Origin of the sequence: Amycolatopsis sp. NPDC001319 (assembly GCF_042896185.1) — a bacterium.
GTDB lineage: Bacteria > Actinomycetota > Actinomycetes > Mycobacteriales > Pseudonocardiaceae > Amycolatopsis.
In genome coordinates, this window is record NZ_JBIAWY010000002.1 from 323,633 (window position 1) to 335,971 (window position 12,339).

13 protein-coding genes are annotated in these 12,339 nt (G+C 73.4%); 9 read left to right on the top strand and 4 right to left on the bottom strand.

The annotated features are described in order from the left end of the window. Positions 1-22: 22 nt before the first annotated feature. The 3 genes from ACFY1H_RS07210 (at position 23) to ACFY1H_RS07220 (ending at position 2,687) form a co-directional block, all read left to right on the top strand. Positions 23-616 (top strand): HD domain-containing protein, encoded by a 594-nt coding sequence (locus ACFY1H_RS07210; protein ID WP_386945226.1) that lies wholly within the window; start codon positions 23-25, stop codon positions 614-616. Between the two features lie 108 nt (positions 617-724). Next, positions 725-1,387 carry a TetR/AcrR family transcriptional regulator gene (locus ACFY1H_RS07215; protein WP_386945228.1) on the top strand — a complete coding sequence of 221 codons (663 nt, stop codon included), beginning with the start codon at positions 725-727 and terminating at the stop codon, positions 1,385-1,387. A 67-nt stretch (positions 1,388-1,454) separates the two neighbouring features. Next, a complete protein-coding gene (locus tag ACFY1H_RS07220; protein WP_386945230.1) occupies positions 1,455-2,687 on the top strand; it encodes a cytochrome P450 in 1,233 nt (410 codons plus the stop codon). Here the strand turns inward: ACFY1H_RS07220 and ACFY1H_RS07225 are convergent. Then, on the bottom strand, positions 2,677-3,237 hold the full coding sequence (locus ACFY1H_RS07225; protein ID WP_386945232.1) for a TetR/AcrR family transcriptional regulator: 561 nt from the start codon (positions 3,235-3,237) through the stop codon (positions 2,677-2,679). The genes ACFY1H_RS07220 and ACFY1H_RS07225 overlap by 11 nt on opposite strands. A 111-nt stretch (positions 3,238-3,348) precedes the next feature. Between ACFY1H_RS07225 and ACFY1H_RS07230 the strand changes: the two genes are divergently transcribed. The 4 genes from ACFY1H_RS07230 (at position 3,349) to ACFY1H_RS07245 (ending at position 6,797) form a co-directional block, all read left to right on the top strand. Then, positions 3,349-4,194: an SDR family NAD(P)-dependent oxidoreductase gene (locus ACFY1H_RS07230; protein WP_386945234.1), complete on the top strand. Its 846-nt coding sequence runs from the start codon at positions 3,349-3,351 to the stop codon at positions 4,192-4,194. A gap of 107 nt (positions 4,195-4,301) precedes the next feature. Then, entirely contained in the window at positions 4,302-4,688 is a 387-nt protein-coding gene (locus ACFY1H_RS07235; protein ID WP_366576483.1) for a YciI family protein, read from the top strand. After that, the gene (locus ACFY1H_RS07240) at positions 4,681-5,931 is read left to right on the top strand and encodes an RNA polymerase sigma factor (protein WP_386945939.1); all 1,251 of its coding nucleotides are present in this window, start codon (positions 4,681-4,683) and stop codon (positions 5,929-5,931) included. Before ACFY1H_RS07235 ends, ACFY1H_RS07240 begins: the two co-directional genes overlap by 8 nt. After that, on the top strand, positions 5,928-6,797 hold the full coding sequence (locus ACFY1H_RS07245) for a hypothetical protein (protein ID WP_386945236.1): 870 nt from the start codon (positions 5,928-5,930) through the stop codon (positions 6,795-6,797). Before ACFY1H_RS07240 ends, ACFY1H_RS07245 begins: the two co-directional genes overlap by 4 nt. A 188-nt stretch (positions 6,798-6,985) precedes the next feature. On the opposite strand, the gene ACFY1H_RS07250 is transcribed toward ACFY1H_RS07245, so the two are convergent. Both ACFY1H_RS07250 and ACFY1H_RS07255 read right to left on the bottom strand, forming a co-directional pair. Further along, positions 6,986-7,573, bottom strand: coding sequence for a TIGR03086 family metal-binding protein (locus tag ACFY1H_RS07250; protein ID WP_366576479.1), 588 nt, complete (start codon positions 7,571-7,573; stop codon positions 6,986-6,988). A gap of 67 nt (positions 7,574-7,640) precedes the next feature. Beyond that, positions 7,641-8,741: an ionic transporter y4hA gene (locus ACFY1H_RS07255; RefSeq protein WP_366576477.1), complete on the bottom strand. Its 1,101-nt coding sequence runs from the start codon at positions 8,739-8,741 to the stop codon at positions 7,641-7,643. 230 nt (positions 8,742-8,971) lie between these two features. On the opposite strand from ACFY1H_RS07255, the gene ACFY1H_RS07260 reads away from it, so the two are divergent. Next, positions 8,972-9,934, top strand: a complete 963-nt coding sequence (locus ACFY1H_RS07260) for a TIGR03557 family F420-dependent LLM class oxidoreductase (RefSeq protein WP_366576475.1) — start codon at positions 8,972-8,974, stop codon at positions 9,932-9,934. A 55-nt stretch (positions 9,935-9,989) separates the two neighbouring features. After that, positions 9,990-11,111, top strand: coding sequence for an NADP-dependent malic enzyme (locus ACFY1H_RS07265; RefSeq protein WP_386945238.1), 1,122 nt, complete (start codon positions 9,990-9,992; stop codon positions 11,109-11,111). A gap of 108 nt (positions 11,112-11,219) precedes the next feature. On the opposite strand, the gene ACFY1H_RS07270 is transcribed toward ACFY1H_RS07265, so the two are convergent. After that, entirely contained in the window at positions 11,220-12,314 is a 1,095-nt protein-coding gene (locus ACFY1H_RS07270) for a Vms1/Ankzf1 family peptidyl-tRNA hydrolase (RefSeq protein WP_386945240.1), read from the bottom strand. Between the last annotated feature and the right edge of the window lie 25 nt (positions 12,315-12,339).

A 12,339-nucleotide genomic window follows, 5' to 3' on the forward strand; every position in this document is an offset into this window, starting at 1 on the left:
CGCCCCGGATTACCCTGGTTTCGTGGCCTCCGACGCGCTTCACCGAGCTCTGACCGAACCCGGCGACCCACCCGTCCGGGCCCTGCCTCCGGAGGCCGCGCGGCTGCTGACTTCGCTGGCCGCGCCCGGGCGATTGGCCGCCCACCTGCGCGCGGTGCACGACGTGGCTTCGGACCTGACCGCCTGGCTCCTGCGGTCCTACCCGGTGGTCGGTTTCGACCGGGCCGCGGTGCTGTTCGGCGCGGCGACCCACGACATCGGCAAGATCGCCCACCCTCGGGAACTGTCCGAGCCCGGCTCGGACCACGAGGAAGCCGGCTACCACCTGCTGCTCGCCGAGAACATCGACCAGCGCCTGGCGCGGTTCGCGCGGACGCACGGCAGCTGGGACCGGCCCGGCAACGAGCTCGACGACCTGCTGGTCAGCCTGGCCGACAAGGTCTGGAAAGCGAAACGGGTCCCGGACCTGGAACAGCTCGTCGTCGACCGGCTCGCCGAGGCCACCGGCGAGCAGCCGTGGCAGACGTTCCTGAAGCTCGACGAGCAACTCGAGCACCTGGCGGCCGGCGCCGATCATCGGCTGGACTTCCAGAACCAGTACCCCGTCGCGGCGTGATCTCCCCGCCGGTCGAGGCGGCAGGGTTCAAGTCAAGCACTTGACTTAACTCGCGAAGATCCGGTTGACTGATCACGAACCGCAGGCACGACGCGGGGAGGAGCAACCGTGGCCGGAGTGATCGGGAAGGCGGTCCGCGCCGAGGCGACGCGGGAGCGGATCCTCGCCACGGCCGAGCGGCTGTTCGCCGAGCACGGCGTGTACGCGGTGTCGAACCGGCAGATCAGCGAGGCCGCGGGGCAGGGCAACAACGCGGCCGTGGGCTACCACTTCGGCACGAAAGCCGACCTCGTGCGCGCGATCGCCCGCAAGCACGCCGGGGGCATCGAGGAGATCCGGACGCGCATGGTCGCGCGGGTTCCCGAGGACGCCGGCGTGCGCGACTGGGTCGAGTGCCTGGTGCGGCCGGTCACCGACCACCTGGCCGCCCTGCGCGCGCCGACGTGGTTCGCGCGCTTCGCCGCGCAGGTGATGACCGACCCGGCGCTGCGCGGGATCATGATCGAGGAGGCGCTGAGCGCGCCGGCGCTGCACCGCATCCTCCACGGCCTCGACACCTGCCTGCCCCACCTCAGTCCCGCCGCCCGCGCCGAGCGCGACGCCATGGCGCGCCTGCTGATGGTCCACACCTGCGCCGAACGCGAACGCGCTCTCGCCGAAGCCGGCCCCACCCCGCGCCCCGACTGGCCCACCGCCGGCACGGGCCTCGTCGACGCCATCGTCGGCCTCTGGCTCGCCCCTGCCACGGTGCCGGCACCTGATGCCCGCTGACGTCACACCGAAGCGGGCCACCGTCCACTTCGGACCGACAACCACCCACCCCGCCGCGGAGGAACGCATGACGAGCACGCTGGACCAGGCCACCCCGGGCGCCGACGAGGTGCCCGAGTTCCCGATGGCCCGGGCGGCCGGATGCCCGTTCGATCCGCCGCCGCGGGCGCGCGAGTTGCAGGAGGCCGGGCCGCTGGCGCGGGTGCGGCTGTGGGACGGCAGCACTCCGTGGCTGGTGACGCGGTACGCGGACCAGCGGGCGCTGCTGGCGGACGCCAGGGTGAGCGCCGACATCACGCGGCCCGGCTACCCGAGCCCCGCGCCGTTGCCTCCGGGCGGGTCGGCGATCAGTTTCATCCTGATGGACAACCCGGAGCACGCGCGGTTGCGCCGGATGGTGACGGCGCCGTTCACGGTGCGGCGGATCGAGGCGCTGCGCCCGGCGGTGCAGAAGATCGTGGACGACTCGCTCGACGCGATGCTCGCCGGGCCGAACCCGGTGGACCTCGTGGAGGCGTTCGCGCTGCCGGTGCCCTCGCTGGTGATCTGCGAGCTGCTCGGCGTGCCCTACCGCGACCACGACTTCTTCCAGACCAACAGCAAGGTCATCATCAAGCGCGACGCCGATCCGGCCGAACGCGCCGCCGGGCACCGCGCGCTGCTGGGGTACCTCGACGACCTCATGGGGGAGAAGCTCGCCCGCCGGCAGGACGACCTGCTGTCCGGGCTCGCCGACCGCGTCGAGGCCGGCGAGCTCACCCGCGCCGAGGCCGCGCAGATGGGTGTGCTGCTGCTGATCGCGGGCCACGAGACCACGGCCAACATGATCGCGCTCGGCACGCTGACGCTGCTGCGCCACCCGGACCAGCTCGCCCTGGTCCGCGAGACCGACGACCCGGCCGTGATCGCCGGCGCGGTCGAGGAACTGTTGCGCTACCTCACGATCACGCACAACGGCCGCCGCCGCGTGGCGATCGAGGACATCGAGATCGCCGGTGAGACGATCCACGCGGGCGAAGGCCTGATCATGGCCAACGACATCGCCAACCGCGACGAGAGCGTGTTCCCGGACCCCGACGGGCTCGACGTGCGCCGTCCTGACTCGCGCCGCCACGTGGCGTTCGGCTTCGGCGTGCACCAGTGCCTCGGGCAGCCGCTCGCGCGCGTGGAGCTGCAGGTCGTCTACAACACGCTCTACCGGCGCGTCCCCACGCTCGCCCTCGCGGCGGACCTGGACGAGATTCCCTTCAAGCACAACGGTTCCGTGTACGGCGTGTACGAGCTGCCCGTCACGTGGTGATGCGGAGCCCCTCCAGCACGACGTCGAGGTAGGGCTCGGCGGTGCGGCCCGTCGCCGGGTCCTTCGGCAGAGCGCCGACGAGGGTGAGCACCTGAGTCGCCGTCACGTCGGGCCGCACGTGGCCCTCGGCGCGGGCGCGGTCGAGCAACGCGGCGAAGCTCGCCTTCATCGGCGCGCACGTGGTGGCGACCGGGGAGCCGTCGTCGGCCAGCCCGTCGCCGACGTGCCCGCTCAGGCCCGGGTACTCGGTCGCGGCGCGGTCGTAGAGCCGCAGCCACTCCGGGAGCCGGGCGGCGCCGTCGGGCGCGTCGAGCAGTTCGCGGGCGCGCGCGTCGAGCAGGTCCGCGCTGTCGCGCATGATCGCGGCGAACACGTGCTCGCGCGACGGGAAATGCCGGTACAGCGTGCCGCGGCCGACTCCCGCTTCCTGCGCGACGACCTCCAGCGGCGCGTCGGTGCCCAGGCGCGCGAAGACGTCTTTCGCAGCTTCGAGGAGCACGTCGTAGTTGCGGCGCGCATCGGCGCGCCGGGGTTTCGCGGGACCGGTCACGTCCCGAGTGTATCCGGACGCGGTGTCCGCTATCACCGTGACAACCGGACGCGGTGTCCATATCGTCGGTGGCAGGAAATGGACACGACGTCCGGATGGAGAGGAGATCCCATGGCTCCCGTGATCGCCGTGGTCACCGGCGCGAGCCGCGGCGCCGGCAAGGGCATCGCCCTGGCGCTGGGCGCGACCGGCGCCACCGTCTACGTCACCGGCCGCAGCGCGAACCCCGGCGACTCGCCCCACGGCGGCACGGTCGCCGACACCGCGGCCCTGATCGACGAAGCCGGCGGCACCGGCGTGCCCGTGGTCGTGGACCACGCCGACGACGAGGCCGTCGCCGCGCTGTTCGCCCGCGTCGCCCGGGAGCGCGGACGGCTCGACATCCTCGTGAACAACGCCGCGAAGGTCGCCGAGCCGATGCGGCCCGGCGGGTTCTGGGCCAACCCGGTCGAGGCGGCCGACCTGATCACCGTCGGCCTGCGTTCGCATTTCGTCGCCGCCCACCACGCCGCGCCGCTGCTGCTGGCCAACGGCCGCGGCCTGATCGTCCACACCGGTCACTACGGCGCCGTCTCCTACCACCAGGGCCCGGCCTACGGCGCGCAGAAGGCGGGCGCGGACAAGATGGCGGCCGACATGGCGAAAGACCTGCGTCCGCACCACGTCGCGGCCGTCTCGATCTGGATGGGCGGCCTGCGCACCGAACGCGCCGAGGCCCACCTCGCGACACTCCCGCCGGCCGCCCGGACCGGCCTGCGCGAGTCGCCGCAGTTCACCGGCCGCGTGATCGCCGCGCTCTACGCGTCGCCCGACCTGATGGGCTACTCGGGCCGCACGCTCATCGGCGCCGAGCTCGGCGCCCGGCTCGGGGTCACCGACGTGGACGGCACGGTTCCGCTCAGCCGGCGCGACGAGCTCGGCGCGCCTCCCGAGCCGCACCCGTCGCTGCTGGGCTGAACCGGGCCGGAGAAACTTTTCGCCCCACTCGCCGCGCCGTGTCGAGTTACGGTCGGGCTGTTCGTCATCCTCTTCGGACGAGCTGGACCAGATGAGGCGGAGGACCTGTGCAGTACATGTTGCTGATCTACAACTGCGTACGCCCCGAACCGGGCGATCCCGGGTTCGAAGAGGCGGTGGCACGGGTGAACGCGTTCGCCGACGAGTGCCGGCGCCGCGGCGTGTGGGTGGAGGGCAAGCCGCTGCAGCCGGAGGCGACGGCGACGACCGTGAGCGTGCGGGACGGGCGCACGTTGATCACCGACGGCCCGTTCGCGGAGACCCACGAGCACCTCGGCGGGTTCTACCTGTTCGACTGCCGCAACCTCGACGAGGCTCTCGAGCTCGCCGCACTGTGCCCGATGGCGGAGGAAGGCTCGATCGAGGTGCGGCCGGTCGTCGGGATCCCGGGTGTGGGCCACGCGCCGCTCGACGTGGCGGCCCCTGCTGAGTGAGCCGGCCGCCGCCGCGGTGGAGCGGGTCTACCGCGCGGACCGCGCGCGGATGCTCGCCGCGCTGATCCGCGTGCTCGGCGACTTCGAGCTCGCGGAGGACGCGTTGCAGGAGGCGTGCGCGCTCGCCCTGCGCAAGTGGGCCGCCGTGCCCGACGACCCGGTCGCGTGGCTGCTCACGGCGGCGCGCAACAACGCGATCGACCGGCTGCGGCGCGCCCGGCTGGGCCGGGAGAAGCTCGCGGCGATCGGGGCCGAGGTCCAGGAGGTGCCGATGATCGACTTCTCCGATCGGCGCCTGCTCGAGGTGGGCGACGAACGGCTGAGCCTGATCTTCACCTGCTGCCACCCGGCGCTCGCCGAGCCGGCGCGCGTCGCGCTGACGCTGCAGGCCGTGGTCGGGCTGACGGCCGGGCAGATCGCCCGGACGTTCCTCATCGGCGAAGCGACGCTCGCGCAGCGGCTGGTCCGGGCCAAACGCAAGATCCGCGATGCCGGCATCACGCTGGAAGTCCCGCCGGATCACCTGCTGCCCGAACGGCTCGCCGGAGTGCTCGCCGTGGTGTACCTGATCTTCACCCAGGGCTACACCGCCGCGGCCGGCTCGCCCGAGCACACCACGCTGCGGCGGGAGGCGATCCGGCTCGCCCAGCTCGTGGCCACGCTGATGCCGGACGAACCGGAGGCGCTCGGCCTCGTCGCCGTGCTGCTGCTGCACGATTCGCGCGCGGCGGCGCGGCACAGCCCGACCGGTGACGTGGTGCTGCTGGAAGATCAGGACCGGACGCGGTGGGATCGCGGCGAGATCGCCGAAGCCCTGGGGCTGCTGGACCGCGCGCTGCGCCACGGCGAGCCCGGGCCGTACCAGGTGCAGGCCGCGATCGCCGCGCTGCACGCGCAGGCGCCCTCGGCCGAGCTCACCGACTGGGCGGGCATCGCGGGCCTGTACGCGCGGCTGCTGGAGCTCACGCCTTCGCCCGTCGTGGCGCTGAACCACGCCGTCGCGGTGGCGATGGCGCAGGGCGCGGCCGACGGGCTCGCGCTGATCGACCGCATCGACGGGCTCGGTCAGTACCACCTGATGCACGCGGCGCGCGCCGACCTGCTGCGCCGCCTCGACCGCCGCGGAGAGGCGGCCACCGCCTACCGGCGCGCCCACGAGCTCGCCCACACGCCGGCGGACCGGCGGTTCCTCGCCCGCCGCCTGCTCGACCTCGACGCACGCACCCCTGGGGAGGCACCGTGAGACTGTCCATTCTGGAGCGCGGCCACCGCCGCCGCGCGAAGCTGTTCCTGTCGGCCACGTCCGCGATGTCCCGAGTGGACAGTCCCGACATCGTGCGGACGCTGCTGTACCGGCCGGAGTTCATGACCCGTGCGCTGCTGGACCTCACGGCGCCGGCCATGCGCGGCCCGTCGTCGTGGACGGCCGGCGAGCGCGAGTACCTGGCGATGGGCACGGCGAAGCTGCACGAGTGCCCGTTCTGCATCGTCACCCACGCGGAGCTCACGCGCATCGCCGGCGACGGTGAGGTGGACCCGGACGAACCGGCGTCCGCCCGCCCCGAACTGCGGGCGGTGCGCGCCTTCCTGGACACCGTTTCGCGGCCGGGCGGCGAGCCCGACGCGTCGCTGGTAGCCGACGTGCCCGCGCCGGCCGTGCTGGAGGCGCTGCGCGTGAACCTCGTGTGGGACGTGGTCAACCGCCTGGCCAACGCGTTCGGCTTCGAGCTGCGCGACGGCCAATTGGAGAGCGGCACCCAGGCGCTGCACCGCTTCGGCTACCGCTTCCCCGGTTTCCTGCTCTCCGGCGGTACGAAGACCGACCACGGCGACGTCGTCGAAAACCTCCGCCACGTGGTGGTCGAAGCGCGCGGTGTCACCGACCGGGCTCTGCGCGCGGCGCTCGTCGCCGGCGACCCGGTGGCCGAGCCGTGGCAGACCTACGCCGACACCGTCCGCGCCGCGTCCTACCGCGTGACCGATGCCGACGTCGCCGCCCTGCTGGCCGCGGGCCACACCGAGGAAGAGGTCTTCGAGGTCACGGTCGCGGCCTCGGTCGGCGCCGCACTGGCCGCGTTCGACCGGGGCCGCAAGGCGCTCGGGACATGACCCCGGCACGACCTCGAGGACCGGGGTCGGGCCCGCCGCGTCAGGAGAGGGGAACCCAGAGCGCGGTGATCGGCGCGCTCGGTCCGGTCGTGCCCGCTTGCCGGCCGTTCCTGCCGGGTTACTGCCACCCGCCGGAATCGGACGAAGCCGGTGGGTGTGTCCACACCGGACACACCCACCGGCGTACCTCACGCGGCGACCGGCTCCCAGGCCGCCCGGCCGAGGAAGGCCAGCAGTCGCGTCTGGTCGTCCGAGCCGGCCGGCGGGGTGAGTTCCGGGCCGAAGAAGCCGGGGGCGCGCACGGCGTGCGCGCGGGCCCAGTCGAAGGCGACCGCGACCGTGGCCGGGTCGAGGTGCACGTCGGCGCCCAGGGCGTGGCCGATGTCCCACGTGTGGGCGACCAAGTCGGTGGTCAGCAGGCTCACCACCGCGGCGACCGGCACGTCGCCGAGGCCCGGGATCGTGGTGGTCCGCGTGAGTGCTTCCGGGGTCAGCGCGGCGAGGCAGGCCGTGCGGGCGTTCCGCCAGGTCGTGAGCGGGTCGTCGCCCGCGACCGGCGCGGGGTGGGGCGAACCCGGTGCACCCGAGCGGTCTGCGTAGTCCTCGCCGGCGGCCCAGGCGCGCAGCTGGTGCTGGCCCCAGACCGCGTGGCCCGCGAGGTCGCGCACCGACCACCCGGGGCACGTCGAGCGCGCGTCCCAGCGCTCGGCCGGCACCGCGGCGAGCACCGCGTCGAACCCGTCCTGCGCCTGCCGGTACAACGCCAAAGTGTCCATCGTCCGTCCTTTCCACGAGGTCCTTGCACCCCGAGGACGAACGGGCGTGGCCCGGCTCGACAGCGGTCTACGGACTGGCGGCGAGGAACACGAAAGCCGCGAGCAGCACGAGGTGGACACCGCCCTGCAGGCGCGTCGCGCGGCCCGGCACCACGGTGAGGCCGCCGACCACGACGGTGATCACCAGCAGCACGATCTGCGTGGCGTCCAGGCCCAGCAGCAGCGGCCCGCTGAGCCAGATCGACGCGAGCGCGATCGCCGGGATCGTAAGGCCGATGCTGGCCATCGCCGAACCCAGCGCGAGGTTCAGGCTGACCTGCACGCGGTCGCGCCGCGCGGCGTTGGTGGCGGCGAGCGTCTCGGGCAGGAGCACGAGCAGCGCGATCACCACGCCGACGAACGACTGCGGGAACCCCAGCGCCGCCACACCGGCCTCGATCGCCGGGGACTCCACTTTGGCCAGCCCGACCACCGCCACGAGCGCCACCAGCAGCAGCCCGAGACTGAACAACGCGGTGCGCGTGGTCGTCGGCTTCGCGTGCGAATCCTCCTCGACCACCGCGCCGGCGTCGTCGATCGGCAGGAAGAAGTCGCGGTGGCGCACGGTCTGCGTGACCACGAAAAGCCCGTAGAGGATCAGCGACGCGATCGCGGCGAACCCCAGCTGCGCGGGGGAGAACTCGGGGCCGCGGCGGGAAGTGGTGAACGTGGGCAGGACGAGGCTGAGGGTGGCGAGCGTCGCGACGGTGGCCAGCGCCGAGCCGGTGCCCTCGGCGTTGAACACCGTCGTCTTGCGCCGCCACGCGCCCACCAGCAGCGAGAGGCCGAGGATGCCGTTGCACGTGATCATCACGGCCGCGAACACCGTGTCCCGCGCGAGCGAAGCCGTTTTCGGGCCGCCGGAGACCATGAGCGTGACGATGAGCGCCACCTCGATCACCGTGACGGCCACCGCCAGCACGAGCGACCCGAACGGCTCGCCGACGCGGTGCGCCACCACCTCCGCATGGTGCACCGCCGCCAGCACCGCGGCCGCCAGCACCACCGCGACGAGGATCACCGGCACCGTCCCGAGCACCCGCCCCCACGTCACCGCCAGCACCACCACCGCGACCGCCGGGGCGATCGTCGTCCAGCGCAACCAGGGAGAACCCGTCCGGGAAGCCATGCCCCGCAGCTTCGCAGATCAGACCGCCAACCGCCCCCGGACCGCGCCGCGCCGGGTGACGGCGAACCGGGAGATCCGCTCCTGGCTGGAGCTGCCGAAGCCGTGACGGCGCGGCCGTCCTCCTTTCGGGGAGGGCGGCCGGTTTCGCGCGGCGCGGGGCGGGCAACCCCGGCGGCGGAAGGGCGGACCGGCGGCGGTTCGCCACGACGCGACCGAGCGGGGGACACCGCATGCGCATCGGCTACACGTTGATGACCGAGCAGGCCGGGCCGAAGGACCTGGTCGCCCACGCGGCCGGGGCGGAGCGGGCGGGCTTCGACTTCGAGGTCTGCAGCGACCACTACTCGCCCTGGCTCGCGGAGCAGGGACACGCGCCGTATGCGTGGAGCGTGCTCGGCGCGGTGAGCCAGGTGACCGAACGGGTGGACCTGATGACGTTCGTGACCTGCCCGACGATGCGGTACCACCCGGCCGTCGTCGCGCAGAAGGCGGCGACGATCCAGCTGCTGTCCGACGACCGGTTCACCCTCGGCCTCGGCGCGGGGGAGAACCTCAACGAGCACGTCGCCGGGCAGGGCTGGCCGCCGGTGAACGTGCGCCACGACCTGCTCGCCGAGGCCGTGCAGATCATCGGCGGCCTGTTCGACGGCGGGTCGTTCAGCTACGAGGGCAAGCACTTCCGGGTGGACTCCGCGAAGCTCTGGGACCTCTCGCCGACGCGCGTGCCGGTCGGGATCGCCGTGTCCGGCAAGCAGTCCGTGCACCGGTTCGCGCCGCAGGCGGACGTCATGATCGCGGTCGAGCCCGACCCGGCTCTGTGCGGCGAGTGGGACGCCACGCGCCTCGGCCCGCCGACGCGCAAGGTCGCCCAGCTGCCCGTGTGCTGGGATCCGGATCGCGGCGCGGCCGTGCGGCGGGCACACGACCAGTTCCGCTGGTTCAGCGGCGGGTGGAAGGTCAACTCGGAGCTGCCGGGCCCGGCCGGGTTCGCCGGTGCGACGCAGTTCGTGCGTCAGGACGACGTCGCCGCGGGGATCCCGTGCGGTCCGGAGGTGGGGCCGATCCGGGAAGCGGTGCGGCAGTTCGCGGACTCGGGGTTCACGGATCTGGCGCTGATCCAGATCGGGGGCGACCGGCAGGAGGAGTTCCTGGCGTTCTCGGAGAAGGAGCTGTTGCCGGCTCTGCGCGAGTAGGCGGCGGTGAAAAACCGGCCGATTTCCCGGTGGCCGCACGGGGTATCCGGCGCGCATGAGCCATAGCCGTGGAAAAGTGGAGGTCTCGGCCCGGGTCCGCCTCGACGGACCCGAGGACCTGGCGAAGGAGTACACGCCCGGGGTCGCCGAGGTGGCCGAGCGGGTGGCCGACGACCCGTCCGCGCTGATGCGCGAGACGGTGAAGGCCAACGCGGTCGCGATCGTGTCCGACGGCTCGGCGCTGCTCGGCCTCGGCGACCGCGGGCCGGCCGCCGCGCTGCCGGTGATGGAGGGCAAAGCGGCGCTGCTGAAGCGGTTCGCCGACGTCGACGCCTGGCCGATCTGCCCGGTCAGCCGGGACCCGGACGACCTGGTGCGCACCGTGAAGGACCTCGCGACCTCGTTCGGTGCGATCAACCTCGAGGACATCGCCGCGCCGAGGTGCTTCACCGTCGAGCGCCGCCTGCACGACGAGCTCGACATCCCCGTCTTCCACGACGACCAGCACGGCACCGCGGTCGTCGTGCTCGCGGCGCTGCACAACGCGATGAAGCTGACCGACCGCGAGGCCGCCGGCACCTCCGTGGTGATCTCCGGCGCGGGCGCGGCGGGCAGCGCCACGGCGCGGCTGCTGCGCGAGGCCGGCTACGAGCGCATCGTGGTGTGCGACAGCCAAGGCGTGCTGCACCCCGGCCGTGACCTCGTCGGCGAGAAACGCTGGCTCGCCGAGAACACCAACCGCGACGGGACCGTCGAAGGCAGCCTGCGCGACGCGCTCTCGGGCGCCGACGTCTTCATCGGCGTCAGCGCGGGCGGTCTGCTCGGCGAAGACGACATAGCCGCGATGGCCGACCGCGCGATCGTGTTCGCGCTGGCCAACCCGGACCCCGAGATCGATCCGGACCTCGCGGGCAAACACGCCGAGATCGTCGCGACCGGGCGCAGCGACCACCCGAACCAGATCAACAACGTGCTGGTGTTCCCGGGCGTCTTCCGCGGCCTGCTGGACTCCGGCGCGCCCCGCATCACGAGCCGCATGCTGCTCGCCGCGGCCCGCGCCATCGCCGATGTCGTCGCCGACGACCTCACCCCGCAGCGGATCGTGCCCACGGTTTTCGACGACGGTGTGGTGGACGCCGTGGCGGGCGCGGTGATGGAGGCCGCGAAGGAGGATTGAGAGGAGGCCGGCCGGCACGTGGTGTCCGGCCGGCCCGTTGTGCTGCCCGGTGTCCGGGCGGTGCGGGCACACCCCGCCGCCTGCCCGCACCGCCCGGAGGTCAGGGGGTCACGGGTGCCGCAGCAGGGCGGCAAACCCGCCCGCCAGGTCGAGTCGTTCGTCCATCACCACGACGTCGGCGCCGACGGCTACAGCGGCGTACGGGAGGGCCTCGTCGGCGCGGTGTGGTGCGGTTTCGGTCGCGCCGAGAGCGGCCAGCCGCGGCGCGGCGACGCCGACCTGGGTGGGCTCGGGGCCGGTCAGGACCTCGGCGTCGCCGGGGTCGCCGACGAGCAGGGTGGCGACGTTGGACTCGGACAGCGCCGCGGTGACGGCCTCCAGGCCGCTGACGGCGAGGCCGGATCCGCGGCCGGTCTCGGCGCGGAAGCGGTCGGCGAGGTCGTCCAGCTCGCGAAGGTGGCGGCCGGCCAGCAGTTCGTGGACGTGCTCGTCCAGCTCGGCGCGGTCGGCGCCGGCCGCGCGGCCCCCGGCGCCGGTCTCCTCGGCGATCGCGCGCACGGGCTCCGGCAGCAGGCCCAGCAGCTCGGCGCGGGCCTGCACCTCGCCGGCCAGCACGACCAGGCGGGCATCGGTGCGTTCGACCGTCTTGGCCACGGCCGTCGCGACGTCCTCGAGGTTGTGCCGCACGGCTTCCTCCGTGCGGTGCTGCAGGTCCCGGTGCGCCGAGCCGCCGGTGCGGGCCTTGTGCACGTCGTCCTCGGCGCCCTGCACGGTGTCGTCGCGCACCGTGCCGCCGCGGTGGTGCACCTCGACGTCCGCGCCGTGGCGGTCGACGAGCACCACCACGTACTCGGGCGCGTCGTCGGCGTGGGTCACCACCGGCAGGAAGTACGGCAGGTCCGAATACCGCGCCTCCTGCGCGGTGGGCGGCGCGGCGAGCCGGCGGTCGGCCACGATCTCGCCGTGCGCGGCGATCAGGCTCCGGCCGGCCGGCCCGACGGGCGGGGGAGCGGCTTCGACCGCGGCGACGATCGCGTCGACCGTCTCCGGATCGGCGTCCTGTTCGGACAGCGCCGCCTTGATCTCCCTGAGCCGCAGCTCGAGCTGTTTTGCTGCGTCCTCCGTGTCGTGCGACTGGTCGAAGTGGACCGAGGCGAACGGTCCGGTCGTGGTCGTCAGGGGACGCAGGTCGTGGGTGTCCACAAGGGACTCCTTTCTGGTGCGCGGA